Source organism: Paenibacillus sp. FSL R7-0345, assembly GCF_038595055.1.
In the GTDB taxonomy this organism is placed as follows: Bacteria; Bacillota; Bacilli; order Paenibacillales; family Paenibacillaceae; genus Paenibacillus_AQ.
The window spans coordinates 2,996,604-3,023,281 of record NZ_CP152002.1 but is presented as its reverse complement, the minus strand read 5'-3'; the positions used below and the strand labels follow the sequence as shown (position 1 = coordinate 3,023,281).

21 protein-coding genes are annotated in these 26,678 nt (G+C 53.5%); 4 read left to right on the top strand and 17 right to left on the bottom strand.

Features of this window, described 5'->3' with window-relative positions; genetic code table 11:
* The first annotated feature begins 409 nt into the window (after window positions 1–409).
* The 3 genes from thiM to thiE are packed head-to-tail and all read left to right on the top strand — an operon-like array spanning window position 410 to window position 2,718.
* Window positions 410–1,207 carry a hydroxyethylthiazole kinase gene (gene thiM, locus NST84_RS12780; RefSeq protein WP_342565930.1) on the top strand — a complete coding sequence of 266 codons (798 nt, stop codon included), beginning with the start codon at window positions 410–412 and terminating at the stop codon, window positions 1,205–1,207.
* Window positions 1,208–1,235: 28 nt separating this feature from the next.
* Window positions 1,236–2,060: a bifunctional hydroxymethylpyrimidine kinase/phosphomethylpyrimidine kinase gene (gene thiD / locus NST84_RS12775; protein ID WP_342565929.1), complete on the top strand. Its 825-nt coding sequence runs from the start codon at window positions 1,236–1,238 to the stop codon at window positions 2,058–2,060.
* Window positions 2,053–2,718 (top strand): thiamine phosphate synthase, encoded by a 666-nt coding sequence (gene thiE / locus NST84_RS12770; RefSeq protein ID WP_342565928.1) that lies wholly within the window; start codon window positions 2,053–2,055, stop codon window positions 2,716–2,718. The genes thiD and thiE overlap by 8 nt, the downstream gene beginning before the upstream one ends.
* Before the next feature lie 82 nt (window positions 2,719–2,800).
* Here the strand turns inward: thiE and NST84_RS12765 are convergent, their stop codons facing one another.
* Window positions 2,801–3,355, bottom strand: coding sequence for a GNAT family N-acetyltransferase (locus NST84_RS12765; protein ID WP_342565927.1), 555 nt, complete (start codon window positions 3,353–3,355; stop codon window positions 2,801–2,803).
* Between the two features lie 115 nt (window positions 3,356–3,470).
* Between NST84_RS12765 and NST84_RS12760 the strand changes: the two genes are divergently transcribed.
* A complete protein-coding gene (locus NST84_RS12760) occupies window positions 3,471–5,321 on the top strand; it encodes an ABC transporter ATP-binding protein (RefSeq protein WP_342565926.1) in 1,851 nt (616 codons plus the stop codon).
* 88 nt (window positions 5,322–5,409) lie between these two features.
* Here NST84_RS12760 and NST84_RS12755 read toward each other — a convergent pair whose 3' ends face one another.
* The 16 genes from NST84_RS12755 to NST84_RS12680 all read right to left on the bottom strand — a co-directional run bounded on the left by NST84_RS12755 (window position 5,410) and on the right by NST84_RS12680 (window position 26,574).
* Window positions 5,410–6,105 carry a pseudouridine synthase gene (locus NST84_RS12755; protein WP_342565925.1) on the bottom strand — a complete coding sequence of 232 codons (696 nt, stop codon included), beginning with the start codon at window positions 6,103–6,105 and terminating at the stop codon, window positions 5,410–5,412.
* Window positions 6,106–6,192: 87 nt separating this feature from the next.
* Window positions 6,193–6,366, bottom strand: a complete 174-nt coding sequence (locus tag NST84_RS12750; protein WP_342566416.1) for a DUF3934 family protein — start codon at window positions 6,364–6,366, stop codon at window positions 6,193–6,195.
* Window positions 6,367–6,489: 123 nt separating this feature from the next.
* Window positions 6,490–7,575, bottom strand: a complete 1,086-nt coding sequence (asd, locus tag NST84_RS12745) for an aspartate-semialdehyde dehydrogenase (protein WP_342565924.1) — start codon at window positions 7,573–7,575, stop codon at window positions 6,490–6,492.
* A gap of 267 nt (window positions 7,576–7,842) precedes the next feature.
* Entirely contained in the window at window positions 7,843–9,054 is a 1,212-nt protein-coding gene (locus NST84_RS12740; protein WP_342565923.1) for a VWA domain-containing protein, read from the bottom strand.
* Window positions 9,055–11,400, bottom strand: a complete 2,346-nt coding sequence (locus NST84_RS12735) for a DUF5682 family protein (protein ID WP_342565922.1) — start codon at window positions 11,398–11,400, stop codon at window positions 9,055–9,057.
* Window positions 11,397–12,500: an AAA family ATPase gene (locus tag NST84_RS12730; RefSeq protein WP_342565921.1), complete on the bottom strand. Its 1,104-nt coding sequence runs from the start codon at window positions 12,498–12,500 to the stop codon at window positions 11,397–11,399. Before NST84_RS12730 ends, NST84_RS12735 begins: the two co-directional genes overlap by 4 nt.
* Before the next feature lie 586 nt (window positions 12,501–13,086).
* Window positions 13,087–14,937 (bottom strand): HEAT repeat domain-containing protein, encoded by a 1,851-nt coding sequence (locus NST84_RS12725; RefSeq protein ID WP_342565920.1) that lies wholly within the window; start codon window positions 14,935–14,937, stop codon window positions 13,087–13,089.
* A 56-nt stretch (window positions 14,938–14,993) separates the two neighbouring features.
* Complete coding sequence (locus tag NST84_RS12720) at window positions 14,994–16,430, bottom strand: SWIM zinc finger family protein (protein ID WP_342565919.1); 1,437 nt, start codon at window positions 16,428–16,430, stop codon at window positions 14,994–14,996.
* A 272-nt stretch (window positions 16,431–16,702) separates the two neighbouring features.
* Entirely contained in the window at window positions 16,703–17,305 is a 603-nt protein-coding gene (locus NST84_RS12715) for a response regulator transcription factor (RefSeq protein WP_039872754.1), read from the bottom strand.
* Entirely contained in the window at window positions 17,302–18,441 is a 1,140-nt protein-coding gene (locus NST84_RS12710) for a sensor histidine kinase (RefSeq protein WP_342566415.1), read from the bottom strand. The genes NST84_RS12715 and NST84_RS12710 overlap by 4 nt, the downstream gene beginning before the upstream one ends.
* Before the next feature lie 131 nt (window positions 18,442–18,572).
* Window positions 18,573–19,640, bottom strand: a complete 1,068-nt coding sequence (locus NST84_RS12705; protein ID WP_342565918.1) for a fatty acid desaturase — start codon at window positions 19,638–19,640, stop codon at window positions 18,573–18,575.
* 258 nt (window positions 19,641–19,898) lie between these two features.
* Window positions 19,899–21,503, bottom strand: coding sequence for a response regulator (locus NST84_RS12700; protein WP_342565917.1), 1,605 nt, complete (start codon window positions 21,501–21,503; stop codon window positions 19,899–19,901).
* A gap of 18 nt (window positions 21,504–21,521) precedes the next feature.
* Window positions 21,522–22,868 (bottom strand): extracellular solute-binding protein, encoded by a 1,347-nt coding sequence (locus tag NST84_RS12695; RefSeq protein WP_342565916.1) that lies wholly within the window; start codon window positions 22,866–22,868, stop codon window positions 21,522–21,524.
* A 35-nt stretch (window positions 22,869–22,903) separates the two neighbouring features.
* Entirely contained in the window at window positions 22,904–24,628 is a 1,725-nt protein-coding gene (locus NST84_RS12690) for a sensor histidine kinase (RefSeq protein WP_342565915.1), read from the bottom strand.
* A 132-nt stretch (window positions 24,629–24,760) separates the two neighbouring features.
* Window positions 24,761–25,624, bottom strand: coding sequence for a carbohydrate ABC transporter permease (locus NST84_RS12685; protein WP_342565914.1), 864 nt, complete (start codon window positions 25,622–25,624; stop codon window positions 24,761–24,763).
* On the bottom strand, window positions 25,621–26,574 hold the full coding sequence (locus tag NST84_RS12680) for a sugar ABC transporter permease (protein ID WP_342565913.1): 954 nt from the start codon (window positions 26,572–26,574) through the stop codon (window positions 25,621–25,623). The genes NST84_RS12685 and NST84_RS12680 overlap by 4 nt, the downstream gene beginning before the upstream one ends.
* Between the last annotated feature and the right edge of the window lie 104 nt (window positions 26,575–26,678).

Here is a 26,678-nt window from a genome sequence, read left to right as displayed (position 1 = left end):
GTACGGCCGTGGAGGTACGGCGGTGGCGGGGTGAGACGGGCTGCAGGAATTTAGTTAGGTTTGAGAACTAATGGTGTGTTGAACGACAGCCGGAACTAGCGTCTATTGTCTGCTCGCCAGAATGCTAAACGCTTCTCCACCCCTACCGTTTCAACTTAACTGCACTTTGTACACCTATATCGGGGTAAATTTACCGTTTTTCAGGTTTAACTGCACTTTGTGCAATTAAACTCAGACAAAATCACGTTTTTCCTTCCTTTTGCTAATTTTAGCTGCACAGAGTGCAGTTATTCCCGGCATCAGAGCTTTAATCGGACTTTTAACTGCACAAAGTACAACTATCCTGGCTGTCTGCTATCCGGACACACTTTTATTTAATCCTTTATCCTAATTTCCAGGAGGAATAATCATGTCTTATCTAGCCAAAGTACGCGAGCTCAATCCGCTCGTACATAACATTACGAACATTGTGGTGGCCAACTTTTCTGCTAACGGGCTGCTGGCGCTGGGCGCATCCCCTTTTATGGCCGATGCGCGTGAGGAGGTGGCCGATGTGGCCGCCATGTCGGGAGCAGTGGTGCTGAATATCGGCACCTTAAACGAGCAGGCCATCGCCTCCATGATCATCGCCGGGGAGTCCGCCAACACGCACGGCGTACCTCTCGTGCTTGATCCGGTGGGAGCCGGAGCAACCGCTTACCGCAGCGGGGTCACGCAAAAGCTGGTGCAGTCCTTGCAGCTGACCGCACTGCGCGGCAATGTGGCCGAGGTAGCCAATGTAGCCGGTGAGAGCTGGGCCAGCAAAGGTGTGGATGCCGGTGCAGGTGAAGGCGATGTACTTGCACTGGCCAAAAAGGCTGCCCTGAAGCTTGGCTGTGTAGTGATCGTTACCGGCCGTGAAGATGTCATTACCGACGGCACGCGCACTTTTGTTGCCAGTAACGGCCACCCGGTTCTGACCAAGGTGACTGGCACCGGCTGCCTGCTGAGCGCTGTTACCGGTGCATTTCTCGCCGTAAGTGAAGGTGCCTGGCTGGATGCGGCAGCAGAAGCCCTTTCTTTTTACGGCGTGGCGGCTGAGATTGCCGCAGAGCGGACTGAAGGCCAGGGCCCGGGAGCTTTTCAGATTGAATTTCTGAATCAGCTGTCAGCAGTGACCCCGGAAATCTACAGCCAAAGATCACGCCTAGAGCAGTTTGACAACTAACAGCCTGCGAGCAAAAGGAGAATAAAGCATGACCACAGTAGCTAAGGCCCTAACGATTGCCGGCTCGGACAGCGGCGGCGGTGCCGGCATCCAGGCTGATCTCAAGACGTTTCAGGAGCTGGGCGTATACGGCATGTCTGCACTTACTGCCGTAACGGCCCAGAATACGCTTGGTGTCCAGGCTGTCTATCCCCTGACGGAGGAGGCCGTGGCTGCCCAGCTCGACTCAGTCGGAGCTGATCTGCCGCCGGATGCTGTGAAGACGGGCATGCTGTTCAGCAGCAGCATCATAAGCACCGTGTCCGCCAAAATAAGAGAATACGGCTGGAGCCGGCTCGTAGTCGACCCGGTGATGATCGCCAAAGGCGGCTCTCCCCTGCTGCAGCAGGAGGCGGTGGCCGCACTAATCAGCGGGCTGCTGCCGTTGTCGCTGGTCGTTACCCCCAATATTCCCGAAGCTGAAGTTTTAACCGGCATGACCATTACCGCGCTCAAAGAGCGTGAGCAGGCAGCTAGGCTGATACACTCGATGGGCCCAAGGTATGTTGTGCTCAAGGGCGGCCATGACGACGGAACAGACGGGGTCCGGGATCTGATCTATGACGGGCAGGCTTTTACGTACCTGGATGGCCCCCGTATAGATACAAGACATACTCACGGCACCGGCTGCACCTTCTCGGCAGCGATCGCCGCAGGTATTGCTGCCGGAGATAACGTTAACGAAGCTATCCGGACAGCCAAAGCTTTTATTCAGGCGGCTATTGAACACGGTCTGGGTATCGGGAACGGGCATGGTCCGACCAATCATTTTGCGTACCAGCGCAGTTTAAGAGAGGGGTATAAGGATGCATAACCGCAGTGTGCAGATCCGTGAATGGCTCAAGCTGTACTTTATTATGGGCAGTGTGAACTGCCGCCTGTCCCCGGCTGACACGCTGCTGCAGGCGATTGACGGCGGCATTACACTGTTCCAGTTCCGTGAAAAGGATCCCGGTGCGCTGAGCGGTGCCGCGGCCATCGAGCTGGCCCGCCAGCTGCAGGGCATCTGCCGGCAGCGCGGCATCCCCTTTATCGTCAACGACGATATCGGGCTTGCTGAAATGCTGGATGCCGACGGGGTCCATGTCGGCCAGGAGGATGAGCCGGCTGCTGCCATCCGCCGCAGGCTCGGTACCGGCAAAATCGTCGGCGTATCTGCGCATACGCTGCAAGAGGCAGAGCAGGCCATTGCCGACGGAGCTGATTACCTCGGCCTCGGCCCGGTCTACCCTACCTCCTCGAAAGCAGATGCCAGGGCGGTGCAGGGAACACAGGTGATAGAGCAGCTGCGGCGCAGCGGGCTCAGCATCCCGCTGGTCGGGATCGGCGGCATCACAGCAGACAATGTGCCACCTGTAATCCGCGCAGGCGCGGATGGCATCTCGGTGATATCTGCGATTGCGGCAGCACCGGATGTCAGCGGTGCTGCCAGGCATCTGCTGCACAAGGTCACCGCAAGCAGCCAAAGTTAGAGTAGGTGCAGACAGAGCGGGCCGCATGCCGGTTGCCGCCCGCTCTTTTTCATCGAAAATGAATATTAATGGCCTCCATCTGTCAGCAAATCGAATTGTTAAATCTGCCCATAACCAGCGTGCTATAGTATGTACCGTCTGCCAGCAGCTTGTCTTTTTTCAGCATACCCTCGGTTTCGAATCCGAATTTGCGGTATAGCGAGATGGCTCCCGTATTGGTCTCCAGCACAGTCAGCACCATCTTGACTATCCCTTGCTGATCTGCCCAGGAAGTGGCTTGCTGCAGCAGACTGTAGCCGATCCCTTGTCCCCAGAATGCACGCAGAATGCAGATGCCGAATTCCACCTTATGCGCATTTCTGGACAGCCCGCTGCCTTCACATCTGGCGAATCCGGCGATCCTCCCCTTTACTTCCGCCACAAGAAACAAATTCCGTTCTGCTTCCGTATCTTTGCGGATAACATCCTCAAAACCCGTGGCATCGATAAAAGCTTCACCCTGCCGCCGCTCCATATTCTCGGTTTCCCCGTCAATCTGCAGCCTTACTGCGGACAGCTCCGCGGCATCCTCACGGACAGCTGATCTGATCATATAACGGATTCCGTTCCGTTCCACCTGCTGATGACCAATGATCATAAGATTTGTGCCTCCTTTTTCTAACGATTGTTAATTATAGCATTTACCTCCCTTCCTTTCAGGTGTAGAATTACCCGGACATCTTCATAAATTCAATCAAAGCTGGTGAACACTTATGGCAAGAGACTTCAGTCCCGGCGGGTTCGGCGGAGGACCGGGGCACGGAAAGTTTAAATACGATGAAGGCGGAAGCAAACCGGATATTTCCCGGGCACTGCTGCTGCGGATCAGCAAATATTTTGTCCCCTACTGGAAGCAGACGCTCATTGTGGTGCTACTATTATCCGTATCTGCGGTGCTGGGACTGCTGCCCCCGATTCTGATTCAGCAGATCATCGACCATGCGCTGCCGGACAAAAATCTGCGTCTGCTCATTCTGCTCGTACTGGCTTCACTGGGTACAACGGTCATTTCCGGCCTGCTTGGAGTACTGCAGAATTATTTGAATTCTTTTATCTCCCTGAATATTGTGCATGATATGAAAAACCAGATGTACCGCCACCTTCAGCAGATGCCGCTGCAGTTCTTCTCGGAAGTGAAGCAGGGGGAGGTCATTACAAGAATGACCAGTGACATCACCGGGGTGCAGAGTGTGTTCAACAACACGATTGTCAATTTTGCAAGCAACCTGTTTATTCTCGTCTCCACCGCAGTGGCGCTGTTCATTATGAACTGGAAGCTGGCTCTGCTGGGCATTCTCGTCGTGCCGCTGTTTATTGTGCCTACCCGCAAAATGGGTAATGTCCGCTGGAAGCTCGCCAAACAAACACAGGAGAAGGTATCGGAGCAGAACCGGATTATCCAGGAAACGATGAGCATCAGCGGTTATCTTTTAATGAAACTGTTTACGCGGGAATCTGCAGAATATAAAAGCTTCTCCGCAATCAATGTGGAAACGACCACGCTGCAAATCCGCGAATCGATGGCCGGACGCTGGTTCATTATGTTTCTCTCCACCTTTACGAGTATTGGTCCGATGCTGATCTACCTGTACGGAGGAATTCTTTTTATTCAAGGGGAACTGACTATCGGGATTATCATCACCTTCGTTGCACTCCTTGGCAGACTGTACGGGCCTGTAATGCAGATGACGAATTTGTACGTGGATATTAAGCGTTCGGTGGCGTTGTTTGAGCGGATTTTTGAGTATTTCGATATGAAGCCGTTCATAACAGATCAACCGGCCTCTCAGCCCGTTAGTGCCGCCGGAAAAAGCATCCGGTTCGACAATGTCCATTTCTCCTATCAGCCGGATAAGCCTTCACTGCGCGGGATCAGCTTTACTGCGGATGCGGGAACACTGACTGCCCTGGTCGGTCCAAGCGGGGCAGGCAAAACAACGATTACCAGTCTGATCCCGCGGCTGTACGAGATTGCTTCCGGCTCCATCAGCATAGGGGGTACAAGCATCCGGGCATTCACACTGGAGTCGCTGCGCTCCCAGATTGGCCTGGTCACCCAGGACACCTATCTGTTCAACGGTACAATCCGGGAAAATCTGCTGTACGCCCGTCCGTACGCGGCTGAAGCCGAGATGATTGAAGCCTGCCGCTCCGCATACATCCATGATTTTATTATGGGGCTCCCGGAAAAATATGAGACGATCGTAGGCAACCGCGGGATTAAGCTGTCGGGCGGGGAGCAGCAGCGGATTTCGATTGCCCGGGTGCTGTTGAAGAATCCGCCAATTATCATTATGGATGAAGCAACATCGTCACTCGATACCGTCTCGGAATTCTACATTCAGCAGGCGATGCACTCCCTTTTGGCACACAAAACCGGGATTGTCATCGCCCACAGGCTGTCCACGATTATTGCTGCTGATCAGATTCTGGTCGTTAAGGATGGAATGATCGCTGAAAAAGGCACACATGATGAGCTGCTGCAACAGAGCGGGGTGTATAAAGCCTTGTACGACAAGCAGTTTGAGCCAAAAGTGTTCTCTGACCAGCCGGCTGCTGATTAACCGGTATTTGAAAAAAATCCGCAGCTCCTGCCGCTAAAACGGCCGGGTTACGGATTTTTAAATGTGTGCAATAGTATTCACCCGGATTTCATCCGTTCAGGGACTCCATCAGTGTGTCCAGCTCCTGTCCGGTCAGATGCCGCCACACTCCTCTTTCCAGGCCGTCCAGTGTAATATTCATAATCCGGGTCCGCTCCAGGCGGAGCACTCTTTGTCCCAGCTCTTTACACATCCGGCGGATCTGCAGATTAAGTCCCTGGGTGAGTATAATGCCAAATTGCTGCTCTGCTATCGGGTAAGTAACACAAGGCTTGGTGACAGTCCCCAGTATGGCAACACCGGCGGACATCGCTTCCAGGAAGGGTACGGTCACCGGCTTATCTACTGTTACCCGGTATTCCTTCTCATGCTGATTTTCCGAACGCATCATGGTGTTAACGATATCTCCGTCGTTAGTGAGCAGGATCAGACCCTCCGAATGCTTATCCAGCCGTCCTACAGCAAAGATGCGTGAAGGATAGTTGATGTAATCAATAATATTGCCTTCTACCCCGCGCGCCGCTGTACAGGTAATGCCCATAGGCTTGTTAAGGGCCAAATAGACGGATTCCTGCACGGTCATGCTTACCGGCTTTCCGTCAACAGCTACCAGATCATCCGGCTCCAAAATAGTATTTTTACCGCAGACCTCACCGTTTACTGTAATCCGGCCGGCGGCAAGCAGTCTGGCAGTCTCCCGGCGCGGATAAATGCCCGTTTTGCTCATATATTTATCGATCCTCATGATCAGATCCCTTCCGCCGGAAAATAAAAACACCTGATTTTGGCGTACAAATCAGATGCTGCATACATCTATAAGCGATGGGCCTGATTATTTACGTCCACCCTTTTTAGTTTCGCTGCTGTCTTTAACGGCACCGTTTGGCCCTTGGCTGCCTGTTGTTCCTTTTTTCGGCTTCACCGGCTTCGCTGTCTTGTTCCAGCGGGTCCAGCCTTTGCTGCCGGTTCCTCTGCCTGTGCCGCCGCCCTTACTTTTTGCCACAATATCACTCCGTCTGTATCTAGTTTCTATGCAATCTAACCTATCTTACCATTAATAAGCATGGCCTGTCAGGTAAATACGCAAACAGCCTGCCGGAACAGGTCCGGCAGGCTGTACAAAACAATCTTATTTCGGCTGGATATAACCTTCTGCTTTCAACAGCTCTGCAATCAGCACAGCGCCGCCGGCAGCACCGCGGACAGTATTGTGGGAAAGGCTGACGAATTTGTAATCGTACAGCGTATCTTCACGCAGTCTGCCTGCAGAGACACCCATTCCATTCTCAATGTCGCGGTCGAGTCTGGTCTGCGGACGGTTTTCTTCCTGGAAATAGGTGATGAACTGCTTCGGTGCGCTTGGCAGCTCAAGCTCCTGCGGGCGTCCCTTAAAGCTGTTCCAGCGCTCCAGGATTTCTTCCTTGGACGGCTTCTGCTCAAAGGAAGCGAATACCGCTGCCATATGGCCGTCGGCCACAGGTACGCGGATACACTGGCTGGTGATGACAGGCTGTTCGCTTTTGACGATGCCTTCCTCAGTCACCTGGCCCCAGATCCGCAGCGGCTCCTGCTCGCTCTTCTCTTCTTCCCCGCCGATGTATGGAATAACGTTGTCCAGCATTTCCGGCCAGTCGGTAAACGTTTTGCCGGCTCCCGAAATCGCCTGGTAAGTTGTTACTACCACCTTAGACGGCTTGAATTCGCTCAAAGCATTCAGCGCCGGCATGTAGCTCTGGATCGAACAGTTCGGCTTAACGGCGATGAAGCCTGTTTCCGTTCCCAGACGTTTACGCTGCTGGGCGATAACCGCCAGATGCTCCGGATTGATCTCAGGAATGACCATCGGAACGTCAGGCGTCCAGCGGTGTGCCGAGTTATTGGAGATAACAGGTGTGCCTGTCTTGGCATAAGCTTCTTCCAGTGCTTTGATTTCTTCTTTTTTCATGTCAACGGCACAGAAAATCAGATCGACGTCTGCAGCCACTTCTTCTACATTAGCCGCATCCAGAACCATAATACCTTTTACCGCATCAGGCATAGCTGTTTCCAGCTTCCATCTGCCCTTTACCGATTCTTCGTATGTTTTGCCTGCAGAATTCTTGCTCGCAGCAATGACTGTTACCTGAAACCATGGATGATTCTCAAGGAGTGCAATAAAACGCTGACCTACCATACCAGTACCGCCAACGATACCCGCTCTTAACTTACTTGCCATAAGGGATTCATTTCCTTTCAAGCAGCTCCTATTGTTAGGTGCTTTTTAATAACCGATTATAAATGATATACGCAGCTTACACAATATGTGAATGAAAAGTAAGTGCTGGATAAAATAAAGCATTCCTGGCTGGACGTAATGGTATCAGTCTGCAGCCGAACCCTATTTATACTAATCCAGCGGCCCATGGCCAGATGATAAGAGCAATCTTACTATTTAGACACATTGGCAGAAAGCGTGATAGTTGCGATCACATATTTGCCAGAATTACTGGGCACCCAGCCGCTTCGCCAGTTCGGCAAGATCCTGGCCCTTCAGCGCGCCTTCAACCAGTGCAGGCAGCAGCGCCGGTGTGCAGGCAAAGCAAGGTGTACCATCCCTGGACAGCTGCCGTGCCAGACGCTCGTCATACGAGGGCTTGCCTGAATCAGATAAAGCCAGCAGCGTCATTGTGCGCACACCGGACTCCCTGAGCTCACGCATCCGCCGCACGAGTGCAGACTGGTTCCCGTTCTCATAGAGGTCAGAGACGATGATAAACAATGTTTTTTTGGGTTCTTCAATAAACTGCTCACAGTATTTCACGGATTTGTTAATGTCCGTACCGCCGCCGAGCTGAATACCAAACAGCATATCTACCGGGTCATTGGCGCATTGCTCGGTCAGGTCTACCACCTCTGTATCAAAAACAACTACACGGGTGTTCAAGGCCGGGATACTGGCAAAAATCGAGCCGATCACCGAAGCCCAGATCACTGAATCCGCCATCGAGCCGCTCTGGTCAATATCAACGATTACCGTCCATTCCTTGCTGCGGCGGGCCCGGTCAAAGTAATAAAAACGTTCAGGAATAATAATCCGCCGCTCCTGGTCATAATGCTTGAGATTCCGCTGGATCGTCAGCTTCCAGTCCAGACCGCTCAGTGAGGGCAGCGGAGAATGCTGGCGCTTGTTCAGCGCGCCTGTGACCGCACGCCGGATATCAGTCTCCAGCAGCTTGACGAGATCATCGACCAGCGCCTTAACAAGCATACGCGCTGTCTCTTTTGTCTTCTCTGGGATTTTGCCCTTCAGGGAGAGCAGGGTTCCCACCAGCTGAATATCCGGCTTGACCGCAGCCAGCAGCTCAGGCTCAAACAGCAGCTGCTTCCAGCCTTTGCGCTCCATGGCATCACTCTGGATAATCGAGACTACATCTTCCGGAAAGAAGCTGCGTACGTCTCCTAGCCATTTGGACAGGTTCAGGGAACCGTGCCCGGACCCTGCGCCCTTGCCCCTGTTGCTGGCTGTCTTTCCCGAAGCTCCGCCGGCTCCTGTCTCATCATATATGGCGGCCAGGGCAGCGTCCATTACCCGCTCTTCTTCCGTCAGCGACAGCTGTCCGCCTTCCCCGTATCCGGACAGTGCAGCATCCGCCTCCTGGCCGAGAATCAGCCGCCAGCGGGTCAGCGTGTGTTCCTCTATATGTTCATTCGTCATCTAAAAGTCACCGAAGTCAAAATCATTCAGCTCATCCAGCATTTTGGCTTCCTCCTCCTTCAGCTCACCGGTCAGCACCTCAGCCGCCTGCTCGCTGTTTACGCCCCACAGCTCGCCCAGCAGCTCGGAAATCATCGTCTTCTCGCGCGGGGAGAACGTGCTGAACGCTCTGCGGAGAAAGACCAGTGCCCGCTTGAATTGGTCGTCATCCAGTGCATTGATGTAATCATTCAGCTGCTCCCACAGGCTCATGCGTGACAGCAGGCCGTAATGGCCGCGCATGGACAGGCCTTCGAACCAGCCGGCACCCAGATCGGCCGGTATGCCCGGGGACAGGCGGCGCGACACCTCAGCCGCAAGCTCCCCGGCCGAAACACTGCCGCGCTCCAGCAGAATCGCGCAGGCATAGCCGGACAGGCGCGGATTGCGGTCGTCGCGCTCCGCCAGCTGCTGCAGCTCCTGCAGCCATTGCCCGTCATCCAGCTTGTCTCCGTGCTCCAGCGAGATCCCGTTCAATTCATTCATGGCCGTCAGCATCGCGCCGGCGGCCTCGTCGTTGCAGCCGCTGGCATCGAGCAGAAACAGGCAGCCTCTGTTGAACAGCTCCTCCAGCAGCGGCAGAAGCGGTGCTGTATCGACTTTGCGGATATCCCCGAAGCTCAGGATGGTTGACAGCTCACGTGCTGCAGCCGCCATACCAACCACGTCCCGGCTGAGGGCAGCCAGATTCTGCAGCACCCGGGTACCTTCCTCCATCTGGGCAGTCATAGCGCACTGGCAGGCAATCCGGATCAGCACGGAGGCTTCGGCAATAGAGCGGCATTCCTGCAGCTTCTCGCGCAGCACATAAGCTGCAGCCACTTCAATGGTCTCACCCAGCAGTGTCGATTCAACTACTTGAATCTCCACCTCAGGTGACCACTGGATCACCCAATGCTCCGCCCAGGTCGCACTGTCCTGGCCGCTGGGGCGGTTCCGGGCAAATGCAATGCCCAGCAGGCTCAGCCGGTGAAACAGCACCGAACGGTGCAAATCAAGAAAGGCAGCTTCGCTGCTTGATACTCTGCGGTTCTCGCGGAGATCCAGCTGCAGGTCACTTGCAACCGCCGCTTTATATTTCTCCAGCTTATATTGCTTCAGCAGCCGGTTCAGGTCGTCCTGAATCGGGGTTTGGCTGACACCCTCTGGCAAATATCCGATCGCCGTGCCGACATCAACCCGTGCCAGCGGTTCTGCTATAGCGCCCAGATCCCCGTGGCCAAGCAGCGTCTGAGCTGCATCACGCAGGTCGCGCAGCGCCGGCCTGCTGCCGCCGTGCAGGGCAGCCAGCGATTCCGCAAGCCTGACCGCTTCAATAACTTCAGCGGTGGAGCGGTAGGTGCCGCCGCTGCGTACATGGCCGGCTACCGCAGAGAGATAGCGGTGCGGCAGCTCTTCCGGCTTGCCGGCAGCCATAGCGTCCCACATCATTTCAAAGTAATGCGGAGCAGCATTACCGGCGCCATAGCCGGACATGGTGGACAGTTTATAGTAAGAGTAAGGCATCAGCGTCAGCTTGGTACTCCGTGAGGGAAGTGCAGCCAGCTCTTCATCGCTCATCGGCGGCAGCGCTGCCGCCAGTGCCGAGGCATGATAAGCCCCGCAGATGACTACAATATTATCCGGCTTGTGCCCCGCAGTAACCGCCTGCTGAATCTGACGGCGCATATAGGCTTCGCGGAGCGCATTGTAAGCATACTCGGAAGGCTGCTCCCTGAGCTCCTTCTCCTCTCCCAGCTCACGCATGTGCGCCGAGAAAGCATGAATAGCTGCCTGGTATGCCCCGCTGCTGTCGTTATGCTCATAATTGCGTTCCCAGTACATGTCGTAATCATATTCGCCGGCAAGCTGGGCAATCCGGCTGTATACAGATTCTTCATCCTGGACCTCTGCCGCTTCCGGCTCATCTGTCTGGTCAGCGGAAGGCACTGCTTCCGGCCCGGCCGCTCTGCTCCGGTTCATGGCGCCCTGCAGACCGAGGGTTACGGAAGACGGAAGATCAATAAAGGCAGCCTCCGCCTTATTCTTCCTCGCCCATTTCATCGCCTGATACTCAGGAGAGTAGACAGCGAACGGCCAAAGCACCGTGCGGACAGGAACCTGATCGGTGAACGCCAGAATAGCTACCGGGGGCCTGGTTGCCCCCTCGGTCAGATGGCGGATTTCATCCGTTGCATCACTGGGGCCTTCAATCAGCACCGCTGTAGGCTTGTGCTCATCCAGAAAGTCCAGCAGATGCCTGGCCCCGCCGGGCGACAAATGGCGCACCCCGAAGATACGTACCCCAGCTTCAGCAGCCGCAGTCACTCGTTCATCTCCTTACAGGCCTGATACAGGCCGCGCCACTCCGTCCCTTTTTTCTTCATGACATTATCTAGATATTCTTTCCAGACCAGCTTATCCTTGTCATCGTCCTTCACAATAGCTCCCTGAAGCCCGGCAGCCAGATCGCTGTCTGTCAATTCGCCGCTCCCAAAGCTCGCAGCCAGCGCCATACTGTTGGTCAGCAGTGAGATGGCTTCCGCCGTTGAAATCACTCCCGCCGGCGTCTTCACTTTCTCCTTTTTGTCCAGTGTCATCCCGCTGCGCAGCTCGCGGAAAATCGTAACCACCTTAAGCAGCGCATCATCAGCCGGAGCAGCGGCCTGAAGCTCGTAGGAAGCCGCAATCTCGGCTACCCGCTTCTTCACAATCGAAAGCTCTGTCTCGATATCTGACGGTGCCGGCAGCACAATAATGTTGAACCGCCGTTTCAGGGCGGCGGACATTTCATTTACCCCGCGGTCTCTCGTGTTGGCAGTAGCAATAATCGAGAAGCCCTTGCGCGCGCTTGTTTCCTTGCCCAGCTCCGGCACTGAGATCGTCTTCTCCGACAGAATGGAGATCAGTGCATCCTGCACCTCGGAGGCGCAGCGTGAAATTTCCTCAAAGCGGGCAATCCCGCCATCCTCCATGGCCCGCATAATCGGGCTTCTGACCAGCGCTTCGGGCGTCGGCCCGTTCGCCAGCAGCATTGCATAGTTCCAGGAGTAACGTACCTGCTCCTCGCTTGTTCCCGCTGTTCCCTGGACAACCAGTCCGGAGTTGCCGTAAATCGCCGCCGCCAGGTTTTCGGACAGCCACGATTTGGCTGTACCCGGCTCCCCGATCAGCAGCAGCGCCCGGTCCGTCACCAGTGTGGCTACAGCCATTTCGATCAGCCGTGTATTGCCGATATATTTCGGGGTAATAATCTTTTTGCCTGCCTTTCCTCCCGCGATGAAGGTCAGAACCGAACGCGGCGACATCTGCCAGCCGGCCGGGATTTTCCCTTTGTCCTCTTTGATCAGCGCTTCAAGCTCCTCGCGGTACAATACCTCCGCCGGCAGCCGCATGTAATCCTGAAGCTGCTCTTGTCCAGTTGACATGTACACCTCTCCTTTGTGTAATATCATGAAACATTCCTTGAAAGGCTGGCAATTTCTCAAGCTCTTCCTGCCCCTTAGCATGCTTCAACCAACTAAGTGGAAAATCGCTGCTTATTTCTTCTACGAATAATGCTTATTGAAATTCTAGTTGGAAAAACGCTACTTAATTTCCCGTAAATCAGGCCTGAAAGGCTATTTCGGTCAAATTAAATGCCTTTTTTCCACTTAATGACTGCAAAAATTGAAATTAGCCGGAATTAAGTGTCGAAAATCCAACTATATAGATTGAACTAATAATTTTGCTGTTTTGGGATTGCATGTGACTCCAGAGAATGTTTGGACTTCCAGCCGCTGTTGTCTGCAGATTTTTTTGATTTATACCGTTTTTAACGGATGAAATCCGCAGACAGCTTATGCTTCCGATGCGAGCTTTTCTGCGAAAAGCTTTCAGGCGGTCGCTACCGCTCCTCCAGTTCCAAAATTCTCCTCCGCCACTCTTTCCTTAACATAAGTTCTTAAGTTCAATCTATATAGGTATTGCACCCGTCCATTAACGCCTAACGCCAAGCCCCCGCCTAAAGCCAGCCTACTGCCGGCCTCGCAGATGGCTGGCTACATACTCCAGCTGCGTTTTGCTCTCGTAGCGGTATTTAGGCAAGACCGCTTCAATCCGTTCAGCATAGCTGGCCGGGAAGCTCAGCATCAGCTCAAGCAGATAAAAATGCAGGGAGTACGGATTCTGAAATCGCTGCTCCGCCACCACAGAGATCAGCAGCTCCTGCCGCTCCGCTTCAGGAAGCCCCGCGCGTTCAAGTCCTTTAAACAGATTGGACACGAAGTCAAAGTCTTTGCGGTGTTTACCTTCCCGGTTAAGCTTGGCAATCAGATACTCCTGTACACCGGAATGACCGGGGCGGGCAAGAGCGGATACCAGCTCCGGGGCATCCCGGTCAATCGCCCAGTCCAGCCACCGCGGGTCCCACTCTGCCGCGATCCGGTCCGGAGACAGCATCTCCCACACATACTGCTGGCGGCTTCCCGAATAATCCCAGGAGAGCTCATAAGTCACTCTTTCCGCATTCAGGATCTGCTCCTCCAACGTCTCCTGCAGCACACGGTTACGCGTGGCGGCATCTTTAGCCAGCTTCGCCTTCATCTTGTCGAGCATCGATCCCCCGGCGAACTCAGCGTAGAGCTCCCCGGCTGTGAGGAGCTGCTGCGCTGCGCGGAAGTAGTAAGAAAGGTAGCGTACGCTCTTCTTATCCAGCTCACGCAGCAGCTCAAGTCCCTGCTCCGACTGCGCAGTTTCTTCATACCGCGCAGCCCGGTCCAGCAGATGCAGCCAGCCCAGAGCGGCAAACCGGTCATATTCTCCAATAATAAAACGGAATATTTCATCAAGCTGCGGATTGCGGATATCAGTAAGGGCTATCAGGTACAGCGAGATGACGTTCCAGAGTGCCTCGTTCTTTTTGCTGTCTTTATGATCCGCTGCCAGGGCCTCCTGCAGCTCATCCATAAACTTCACTGACAGCCTTTCTGCCAGCGGTTCAGACGGCCATTTCGCCAGCGCATAGGCCGCCAGTTCCCGGTCCTTCTTCCCGGCAAAAGCCTCAAACAGCCGCTCCTGCCCCTCTGCTGAGCCCCCTTCCGCAAGTGCTGTATATGCAGCTTCGCGGATCGGCTTCTTCTTGTCCGTTGTCCAATCAAGCAGTGCCTGAACATATTCCTGCTGACCGGCCAGGCAGAGAATAGCCGCCGCCCGCACATCATCGCTGCCGCTGCCGGCAGCCTTGAAGATTTCTTCAAGCAGCTCAGGACGGCCTACTGCTTTGATCACATGCAGCTTGCGGACTTCGCTTTTTCCGCCGGCTGGATTGAAATGCTCCACCAGATAATCGGCTGCAGCCGGACCATAGGATGGCACAATCTTGTTCATGGCGAAGTCTGCAAGCTCCGCATAGGGATCGCCAAGCGCACTGACGGCCAGCGGGAGCAGGCGCAGATCCTCGAACACGCCATCCTTGAACGCTTCAAGCACTGTCTCGTATCTGCCGCTTCCTGTTGTCGTTAATGCCTGACGGACAGCTGACAGCTTCCGGGAGGATACCTTGGTCTCCAGTCCAAATGCGCTGCCCTGCAGCTGATCGGGTACACCGCCGGACGGCGAGGTGCTTCCCTGGGTATACAGCACCGATTCCAGCAGCAGGGCCAGGTCCTGCAGCTTCACTGCGGAACCCTGCCCTGCAGCAGCTTCAGTTGACATCAGTGCCGAAATCCCCTCACCAAGCCGCTTGAACACAGCAGCCCGTTCGCCCAGCTGCTCGAACTGCGGCAGCAGCCGTTTCAGGCGGAAATCGTCTGCAGCCAGATCGCTGCCCGCAATATATAGTCTTCGTACCTCCTGATGAAGCTCTTGCAATAATGCTGTACTCATGGGCGTTCCCCCTACCGAAATATTATGCAAAGGCTATGTTTCAGATCCTTAAATAGTTAAAGAAGCCGTGTAATGCCTTCGGCGTGGATGATGCCAAGCGGCTGAGCTGCAAGCCTGCCCCGGTCCATATCATGCTCAAACATGACCAGCAGGGAGCAATTCTGCAGACATACCGCCGGCAGGAAAGGCAGCAGCGCGGTTGTACCCTGGGGCAGTGCGGGAATATCCTCCAGCACCAGTTGTCCCCCGGCTTCATCTGTAATCAGATACTCGCCCTGATCGGTCTGACTGATACTTACAGCATGGAGCAGCAGCACTGGCTCCTTGTCGCTGAGCGGATTCTTCAGCTGGTTCTTCACCTTCTTGACCGCCTCGGCGATGGAGCTGTGGGCATGAGCGTGAACCTGCCCGAGATCTGCCGGAGTGACCGTTCTTGCGGTCATCCCTTCATAACGGACCCGCGGGTTCATATCACCCGGATATTTATATAGCAGCGGCACTTCAGCCACTTCATAGAAGCTGTCTTCCTCACGCAGCAGCTTGGCTGCCTTGTACGGACGGTAATGCAATGTCTTATAAACGGCTCCGGCAGACTTATCCAGCCAGTAGCCCTGGTCCACGAATTCCTGGCGGGCTTTGTCATCATAGCTGTAAAAAGCCAGCTGAAGCAGCTCTGCATTCTCAGTTGTCAGCCCATATTCCTTCAGCTCGGACAGCTGCCAGGCATGACCCAGCCATTCATCGATAGTTGATTCATGATCGAGGGCCAGCTCAGGGTCCTCGCTTCTCGCAGTCAGATAGCTGCGGCCCTTCTTAATGAAGGCATGCAGCAGGGTCAGCTGCCGGACCGCATATGTATAGCCCTGTTCACGGTCCTCTCCTTTGCCTAGCAGCAGCGCAAACCGGCGAAGCTCAATCTGAGCACCGGACAAATAATAGTTGCCGAGCTGTTTAACATGCTCCTGTACCGCCTTCAGCGTCTTGGCGTCGATAGTCGACAAGCCGCCGCGGACCAGCGAGAGCACCAGCTTCTCCAGCAGCTCCAGCCCTTCCAGCTGGGCGGTGATTTTTTTCTTGAGCGCGGATTTATTAATCTTCTTGGGCTTGGCCGGACTGCCCTCGGCAGCCTGTTTGGCCTTGTTCTCTTCGCGTTTCTCAGCCTTATCCCGTTTGGAGGCAATATCCTCCGGAACAGGAGCAGGAGTAAAGGTCTGGCCCTCCACATAGGCATACAGCAATCCAAGGGCATGCTTGCAGGGAAACTGGCGGCTTGGGCAGGAGCAGCGGAACACCGGGCTCTCCGGGGTAACGAAGTCTACCGAGCATTCGTACGGTGTTTTACCGCTGCCGGCACATTGTCCGAACAGCAGCTCGCCGTCCTCGGTGCGGTGAAGCTGGATGAAGCTCTTTTTGCGCACCAGACCCTGGCCGTTCTTGATGGCGGCGGTGTTAGGTGCTAGAGAATCCACATAAGATGAAGTAAGTTCAGGCAAAGCAGATACCTCCCGACTTGTAAGCTGGAATATGAGAACATAACCTTATTGCAGAAAACAGGCACATAACCTCAATTACCCATACCGGTAGATAAGATCACATGTTTGCATTTATCTTAACAAAAATCAACTGTGCTTCCAATCTTACAAGCCCTGTTATGGTAAAATTGGGCAAAAGGAACTATACAACCTACCCGACTCATAACTTTCTCCAAAAAAAATAGGACGGACCCATGGTCCCTCCCTTTTAAGCTTCAGTCTGCCTAAACCCTCTATTTAAACCAGCCCTTTTCCTTAAAACGCGTTATCGCCTCAATCCGGTTGCCGACATCCAGCTTGTCAAGAATCACCGAAATATAGTTGCGCACGGTTCCGGTTGTGATATAGAGCTGGCTGGCGATTTCCTTCGTATTTTTGCCGTCGGCGATCAGGCCGAGCACTTCCTTCTCGCGCTGGGTCAGCGGGTTGGCTTCACTGCTGTAAGCCTCATCCATCAGCTCCGGGGCATAGATTCTTCTGCCGGCCATAACGCTGCGGATGGAGAGAGCCAGCTCCTCGCTGGGGCTGTCCTTAAGCAGATAGGCATCCACGCCGGCTTTTACAGCACGCTCGAAATAACCGGTCCGGGCAAACGTGGTCAGGATCATGATTTTACAGCCGGAGCCCTTCAGCGCTTCTGCCGCCTCTAGTCCGGTCATCGCCGGCATTTCAATGTCCATGATGCAGATGTCCGGCTTGTGCTGCTGCACCAGCTTGACCGCTTCCTCCCCGTTGCCCGCGCGGCCCACTACCTTCATATCCTCTTCCAGATCCAGCAGCGAAGCCAGTGCGCCAAGCAGCATGCGCTGGTCTTCAGCAATCACAATATGAATCATCCTTCTTTCGCCTCCATTTCCAGTTGCCGGATTACTGTCGGTACCTTAATCATAACCGTCGTTCCGCTGTTCTGCGTAATCTCCATACATCCGTTGACAAACTCCAGCCGCTCCCTCATCCCCTGAAGGCCGTGGCCTTTGTAATTCAGATTAGCCCCGTTAAGGCCATTTCCGTTGTCAGACACCCTGATCGCCACATCCGTGCGGGAGGGCTCAATCTGAATGCAGCACTTGGTAGCACTGCTGTGCTTGACTACATTCGTCACCGCTTCTTTAATACACATACTGAGTACATTTTCTGTTATCAATGAGGTATTTTCCAGCTTGGGACTGCCCTGTAGTTCAAATTCAATCTCCGCCGCCTGCAAAAGCTGCCTGATCCGCACCAGCTCATCCTCCAGCCGGATACCCCGCATCTGGGTAATCATCTCCCGGACCTCTTTGAGCGCACTTCTTGCCGTCTGGCGGACGTCGTTAATCTCCACAATAGCCTGCGCCGGATTTTTGTTGATCAGCTTGCCGGCCAGGTCACTCTTGAGCCCGATCAGGGACAGCTTTTGACCCAGTGTATCATGCAGGTCCCGCGAAATCCGCTGGCGCTCCTCCATAATGACCAGTTCCGAGATCCGCTTGTTCGCATCCTCCAGCTGGCCCTGCAGCTTATCCTGATTGTTGCGGTTGTAGGTAGTTACGGGCAGCAGCACTACAGCAATAATACTGACCAATACAAAAGGCAGCTGGGACAAAAATACCGGATTGCGCGTAATCAGCTCATAATTGATCGCCACAATCGTCGTCAGCAGATGAATCGTATACATGGTGAAGAAGCCCGCCCGGCTCTGGATATTCCCGATAAAAAAGGCCAGAAACAGCGCGAAATACATATAACCGAACATCAGCGTCATCGTTATGGAAACAATAATCTGCACACTCGTCCAGAAGTAGACCAGCCAGCCCCGCGATTTGAAGGCAAGCACATAACAGGCAAAAAACAGAATAATCATGACAATGCCGTACACCCAGCGGTCCATCGAGGATAAGCGGAAGATCGAGTAAAACGGCAGAATATAGAACACAACCCATACATAAGGGCTTAAGCCCGTGCTTTTATGAAAAATATGATGCCACTTCTGCATATCCGCCATCCTTTTTACCAGCAAGTTTGTACCCCCATTTTAGCATAATCCGCAGTAAAAAAGAGAAGAAGCGTACCCGCCGCCATTTTAGCGTGTCTGCTTCCTCTCCTGGCTCCGGCTCTGGAGCTCTTCTATTTGGCCTGCAGTCCGGGTTTCTGTATCTTCATTCCTTCAACAGAAGGCAGCGGCTGCCGCAACCGGTCTTTAATCTCTTTAAAGCCGACAAACCCTTTATTCTCCTCGTCCCACAGACGGAAACGGAGCGCCTTCAGGCTTGTGCCGATCGTAATGGTTGTTGCTTTCTGCAGCGGCGGTGTGGCATTGTGGGCCAGCTCCAGATTATAGTTAGGCACTTTGGGCGCCAGATGATGCACATGGTGAAAGCCGATGTTGCCGGTGATCCACTGCAGCAGCTTGGGCAGCTTGTAATACGAGCTTCCTTCTACGGCTGCCATCACATAGCTCCACTCCTCTTCATGCTCAAAGAATGTATCCTCGAACTGATGCTGCACATAGAACAGCCAGATGCCCAGGAATCCTGAGACGAACACGATCGGCAGCTGAACCAGCAGAAATGCCTGCCAGCCGACAGCCCAGATCATCCCGGCATACAGCGCCACAATCAGCACATTCGTCAGATACGTATTCATCCGCTCCTGGCGTCTGGCGCTTTTTACGTTAAAACGGTACTGGATCAGGAACACGGCAATCGGTCCTGCGCCGAACATGACCAGCGGATTGCGGTAGATCCGGTACCAAAGACGCTGCAGCGGTTTAGCTGCAATGTACTCCTCAACGGTCATAATCCAGATATCACCAATGCCGCGTTTGTCGAGGTTGCTGCTGCCGGCGTGATGGATGGAGTGGCTTCTTTTCCACTGGCGGTACGGGACAAGGGTCAGCACACCGGTGATGGTTCCGAGAATATCATTCGCTTTGCGGTTCTTGAAGAACGATCCATGACAGCAATCATGAAAAATAATAAAGGTACGGATGACAAAGCCAGCTGCCGGTACAGCAAACAGCAGGGTCAGCCAGTAGGATACGGACAAGCTGAAATAAGCAGCCGCCCATAGCAGGAACAGCGGGCCAAGCGTGTTAATCATCTGCTTTATACTCGTATTGCGGTCATTTTTTTCAAAAGGGGCCACGCTTTTCTTCAGGCTGGAGAGCTGGGATGCAGTGCTGCTCTTGGACATCAGTAGGTTCCTCCTTGTATGTGCACTCACTCTTCATATATTTACCTTAATTATAGTGAAGAATGTGTCATGTCCGTAAGACATAAACATCAAGGAACGGGTATGACATTTGTCATACCGTGCGAATCCGGCTTGGTTAACTTGAAAATTAAAAAAGCCGCAGATACCCCGGATGGTTTTCCCCTCCGAGACGGCTACGGCTGCAATATTTACTTGCTATTCACATTTTAGGTTAGAGCACTTCCCGATGCCCTACCCTCAGCCCTCACCCGCCACCCTCATTACCTCTTCCCGGTATTCCGTCGGTGTCTTCCCCGTAGCCTTCTTAAATACCTGGGTAAAGTATTTCGGGTCCTGATAGCCGACAAGCGGCGCCACCTGGTATACCTTGACACTGCTGTTCTGCAAAATATATTTGGCCTTCTCCATCCGGCAGTGGGTGACGAACTCCAGGAAGGTATAACCGGAGACCTGCTTGAACAGCGTGCAGAAATGGCTGATGCTCAGGTCTGCCACCTCGGCCACCTCTTCAATGCTCAGATCCTTATGGTAATTGTCCTCAATATACCTTTTGGCTTTATCGACCACACTGCGGCCGTCATCGCGTGCTGCCTGTCTGCTGCCTTCCTGCATCCAGTCCCGGAAATCCTGCTTAAGCACATTAATGACTGCGCTCAGCGTACCCTGGCCCTGCAGCTTGCCCAGCAGTCCCTCCAGTGACAACTCCGCGTGCAGGCTCAGCTGCTCGAACTGTCTGTACAGGACAACAACAAGCTCGATGATGACCCGCTGTGCCAGTTCTTTCGGCAAGGCCTGTGCTTCAATGAAGCAGGACATTTCGTCAAACAGCAGCAGCATCCGTTCGAGGTTCAAGGTCCGGATGCTCTCGATAAGCGACAGCTCCAGCTCCTTGGGATATTGAATATCCCGCTCACCGGTGTCCGGGGTTTCCTCTTCAATAAACACTCCGGCTTCTCCGGAATAAAAGCGGCGGTACAGCGCCTTGGCCGCAAGCGGATAAACGGTGCTCAGCTGGTCAATGCCCTGTGTAGTGCGGCTGATGCCAACCGAGCAGTGCAGCTTGGAATAGCGTTTGATATCCGCAACAAGCCGCTCACCGAGCTCCTTCCGGACCGTGCCGAGGCTTCCGGGGAACAACAGCACCCATTCACCGTTGTAAAACGGAAAAATGGATAATGCCCCGTTCTCCAGCGACCATTCCTCAAGAATATTGCGGATTGCAAACAGCCACAGATGTTTCTCCTCGGAACTCCATTTGGCGGTAAGAGATGCGTAATCGTCCAGCCGGACCACAGCCATGAAATACTCGCGCTCCAGCTCGCTGTTCTCCAGCCATTTCAAATGCTGCAGCGGCCGCGGATTGCCGAGCGTAAATTCGGAAAACATCCGTTCCCGGGCCAGCATGGACAGCATCTGGACCGAGTGCATCAGCTGCTCGTTCTCCTTCTGGCGGTCCAGCTTGGCCCGCGCCCGGGTCAGCATTTCTGTCAGCTCGTCATGGTCTATCGGCTTGAGCAGGTAATCAAAGGCACCGAGGCGCAGCGCATCCCGCGCATATTCGAATTCCCCGTACCCGCTGATAAAAATAAACAGCAGCTTCGGATTACGCGGAAGCAGTTCCTTCATTAAGGCTATACCGTCGATAACCGGCATCCGGATATCGCTGATCACGATCTGCGGTGAAGTTTCTTCAATCAGCCGCAGCGCAGCCTCCCCGTTGCGGGCTTCGCCGGCAATACTCAGACCCAGCTCCTCCCAGGGAATAGCCACCTTTAAGCTGCGCAGAATAATCGGCTCATCATCCACCAGCAGCACTTTGTATTGTTCTTGCCGTCCCCCCACTTCACACACCTCCCAGATTTATTGTACAGCCGAGCTTTGTATAAGATTCCAGTACTGCTCCGACGCGGACTGCAGCTGCTGCAGGGCATCCTGCGCCGCCAACCCGCCGTCTATCATGTCTTCGATGACACTGAGAAAGGTTTTTTTCACTTCCGGCGACAGCAGATTGTCATAAGGCACGAAGCTCTGGCGGTCCTTATCCATAATCTCCATCACCTGCGCGAATACCGGACCGGTCTTCTCCGGATCAAAGGCAATCCGCATGGAGGGGATTCTTAATCCCTCATACACAATCCGTGTCTGAATCTCCTTTGTATAGAAGGCTTTCATCAGCTCCAGCGCCGCCTCGCGCTTCGCCCCTGTCAGACTGGACGATAGGCCGATGCCGATCGTATAGCCTCCGGCGATGGAGGGCTCTGCCCCTTTAATTAACGACGGGAACGGGAGGACTCCGACTTCATTTTCGAAGCCCTCCGGAGCTGTCTCGCCTGTGAACAGGTTAATATCCCAGTTGCCGTTCAAATACATCCCGGCTTCTCCGCCGCTGAACATACGGACCGCATTTTCCGGTGACGTATCATTAGAATCTGCACTGAATGCCCCTTCGCCGATCCATCGCTCCAGATGGCTGAACGCCTCCAGATATTCCTTATTCACAAAAGCCGCGCCGTCTTTCCCGGCAACCAGCTTCTGGATCAGCTCCGGTCCGGCATAACGGTCCATCAGATAATGGGCAAAAATCCCGGCCGGCCAGCGGTCCTCATTACCAAGCGCAAACGGGGTTATCCCCGCAGCCTTCAGCTGAAGGATGGCCTTATCCAGCTCACTGACCGTTTCCGGCGGCTTGATGCCCAGCTTCTTGAACAGCGTCTTATTGTAATACAGCGGCTCCGCGTTCCCTTCGATCGGCAGCCCGTAAATATGCTGGTCAAAGGTCCACAGATGCAGGTCACTGAATTGATGGTTCAGCCCGTTTTCCTGTACAAAACCGGTCAGATCCATCAGACGGTTAGATCTGACGTAAGGCTCAATCTCAGCGCCTCCGAACAGTACAAACATATCGGGCGGGGTCCCGGTGACCATTTCACTTTTTAACTTCTGCTCACGGTGAATCGTCTGATCCAGTCCCTCAAAGTTTACTTTAACGTTCGGGTGGTCCTGCTGATATTCCCGGACGACCTCCTCAAAGATCGCCAGCAGCGGCCGGTCGTGCTCCTTCAGCCAGAAATGGCGGAAGGTCAGCGTTATTTTCTCAGGAGAGTTATCTTCAATCGGCTCTTTATTGCCAAAAGAAATAAACAGTACGGCTCCGGCCATCAGTGCAATATACAGCAGAATCCAGCCCCATTTGGTCAACCATCTCACAGCATTTCTCCCCGCTTTCGTTCCGATAAAGTACTTCATGGCTGTATGGTCGGAATCCGGATACAGATTGTTGAGCCGAATCCCGGGGAGGAACAGACCATAATGCCGTAAGGATGGCCAAAGCGGATGTTCAGGCGCTCATGTACATTCCGCAGGCCGACTCCGCTGTCCGCATATTTTTTGGGATTGCTGTGTTCCGTGTTCCACAGGCTCATCATTGTAGAAAGATCAAAGCCCGGTCCGTTATCCTTTACAATAATGATGATATCTTTGCCGTTTTGCTGTGCGCTGATCGTGATCTCGCCATGCTCCTCCATCTGTTCGATGGCATGATAGAGCGCATTCTCGACAATCGGCTGGACAATCAGCTTCTGGGTCATCACCTGCCTGAGATCAGCCGGCATGTCAATCTTATAGCTGAATTTATCCTCGAACCGGAATTTCTGGATATCCAGATAATGCCGCACATGCTCCAGCTCCATCTGCAGCGGAATCAGCTCCTGGTTCTGGCTGATGCTGATCCGCAGCAGCTTGCCGAGGGATACGACCATTCTACTGATATCACGGTTGCCGGCCAGCACAGCCATCGAGTTGATCGATTCCAGAGAGTTGTAGATAAAATGCGGATTGATCTGTGCCATCAGCGCCTGCATTTCCGCTTCCTTCTTGCGCCCCTGCTCGGTCTGCACCTGCTGGATCAGCTCACTGATCTGCGAGCTCATCCGGTTAAAGCCGTCGATCAGCAGGTCGCTCTCATCATCCGAACGCAGCGGTGTAGTAATCGGCATAAAGATCCCCTGTTTAACCCGCTTCATCCCGTTGACCGCACTGTTGATGCTGCGTACCAGCCGCCTGACGAAATAGCGGTCGAATAAAAACGCAGACAGCAGTGAAACCGTTCCCAGAATAATCGCCAGATTGCGGATCGAATCGGACTCCGAGGAGATCAGATTCATCGGGGTGATTGCTGCGAGATACCAGTCTGCATTATGTGAAGGCAGGAAAGTAATCAGCGACTTCTCTCCCTGGTAATTGTCGATGTAATAGTCCTGGCTTTGGGTATAATCTGCCTGCAGAAAAGGAAACTCCGTCCGCTGCCCGATATGCTCCCCGGATTTGTTAAAGACGATATTGCCCTGCTTGTTTACCAGCAGAATGTCGCCTTTCTTCAGCGTCGCCGCCTCCCAGAAGATCTGGTCCAGCAGATCCGGCTTGACGTACACAACCAGATAGCCGATATCCTCAAGGGAGTAATAATCCTTAATGACTCTGGCCTGCACCAGCACCGGCTTGCCCGCAGCCTCCGAGCCGTTTTCCCCCGGACCTGACCAGACCGGCCTGCCTTCAGCGCCTTCCATTGCGCCATACCATACCTGCTTCCGCATATCGGCAAAAGACATCGGCGCATTGTACTGGTACAGCAGCCGGTCCTTCCCGTAGAGACTGAAGGAGGTGATCATCGGATGATTGATCAGCAGGTTGTTGATCTCCTGCTTGCGGTCGTAAGTCAGCACAAAATTCGGCTGCTTCAGCGACTGCTGAATGGCAGGCTGCGTGATGGCCGAATTAGTGATGGATGATATTTCGCTCAGTGCGAATTTTAATTTGCGGTCGGTCTCAAGTAACGAGATCCAGTAAAAGCTGCTCGATTTCTTCTCCATGGTTTTTGAAAAGTTAACATACGTAACGATTCCCATTACAATAACGGGAATGAAAACGAGAAGTATAATAGCGAACAGAATTTTGCGTCTTAGCTTCATTGCCGTTTACCTTCCCCCTGCTGTCTTCAGCCGGACTCAAGCGGAAATAATGCCGCCCCTGCGTACAAGGACGGCTCCGCCGCTTCTGCCTCCTCTATTATTCTTCACGTATACTCCAGTTTCCTTTTTGTTCTAGCTCTTGATTGCCCCGGAGGTCAGACCGGCGATAACCCAGCGGCTGAACAGCAGGAATACAATCAGCAGCGGCAGTGTCGCCGTAAAGGTCGCAGACATGATCATGCCGTAGTCAAGACCGTCGCGGGTAGTAAAGAGCTGCTGCAGTGCAATCTGAATGGTGTAGTGCTCCTTGTTCTTCAGCACGACGAGCGGCCAGAAGAAGTCATTCCATACGGTCATGAAATTGAGGATTCCCAGCGTGGCCATCGCAGGTGTAATTACAGGAACGGCGATATTCCAGAAAATCCGGAAATGGCCGCCGCCATCAATACGTCCCGCTTCAATCAGCTCGGTCGGCACCGCCGAGGTAATATACTGTCTCATCCAGAAAATCCCGAAGGCATTGACCATCGCTGGTACAATCAGAGCCTTGTAGCTGTCGATCCAGTGCAGTTTGGCCATGATGACATAGGTCGGCAATACGCCCAGCTGCTGCGGAACGATCAGGGTGGCGATAACGAACACAAACAGCGCGTTTTTGAACGGGAATTCATATTTGGCAAAAGCGTAACCGGCCAGTGTACAGAAGAACACGACCGAGACCGTTACCATCGAGGATACGAACAGTGAGTTGCCGAGCGCCTGGAAGAAATCCGCTTTTTCCAGTACACGCTTAAAGTTGATAAAGAACTGGTCTCCGACAGTCAAAAGCGGCGGTACATGGAATACGGCCCCTTTATCGTTAGTGCCGACCACAAACATCCAATAGAACGGGAATACAGAGACCAGCGCCCCGAGAATCAGCAGGAAATAAAAGCCCAGCTTGCCGAGGAATCCGAGATCATCCGGTTTTTTTCTAAACATTCGCAGTGTACTCATGCTTTTTTGCCTCCAGTGTCTCCGCCTGTGCCTCTGGAAATCAGCATGTTAAGGATGGAGAAGAGAATAGTGACGAGGAACAGCATAACCGCTGTTGCCGCCGCTGTACCGAAGAAGCCGTTACGGAACGCTTCACTGTACAGATAAGTAACCATAGTAATCCCTTCCTGGCGTGTAGAACCGGTTCCTGCCTGGCCGAGGAATACATAAGGCTCTGTGAACAGCTGCAGGGCGCCGATCGTCGACTGCAGGGATACAAAAATAATGAACGGCTTAAGCAGCGGGAGTGTAATCGAAAACAGCTGCTGTCTGCGGTTGGCACCGTCAATGCGGGCGGATTCATACAGGTCCATCGGAATACTCTGCAGACCGGACAGGAAGATAATGGCGTTGTAGCCCGTCCAGCGCCACATTACCATCGTGGAAATGGCAATTTTGACACCCCACCAGCCGGAGTTAAAGGCAACACTATCAAGCCCAAGACCGTTCAGCATCCAGTTGATCATCCCGTTATTGCCGAACAGGGTGCTGAATACAAGCGTAACGGCCACGATGGACGTAATATTCGGCATGAAATAAAGAATACGGAACGTCTTTTTAAATTTGGTCATTCCCGAGTGCAGCAGCACAGCCAGCAGCAGCGCCAGCATTACCTGCGGTACGGTACCCATCAGGCCCATAATGAGCGTGTTGCTGAACGAAATCCAGAAGGTCGGGTCACTGGTAACCAGATCATAGTTTTTGAAGCCGACGAACTTCATCGGATTGAGTGCATCCCATTTGAAGAAGGATAAATAGAAGGTAAAAAAGATCGGGTATAGTCCGAATATCGAGAACAGAATAAAGAACGGTGAGATAAAGGTATAGGCCGTAATCCGGCTCCGTCTTTGTTCAGTTAAAAAAGGGCGTTTGCTCTCGGCATGCGGACTCGTAATTACGGGTTCAGCCATGTCACACCTCCAGGATAATTAAGAAAACTCTTTTCCCGAAGAATCCGGATTCCCGGGAGCTGCCTGCTCTCTCAGGAATCCGGATGTCCGGTTTATATCACACT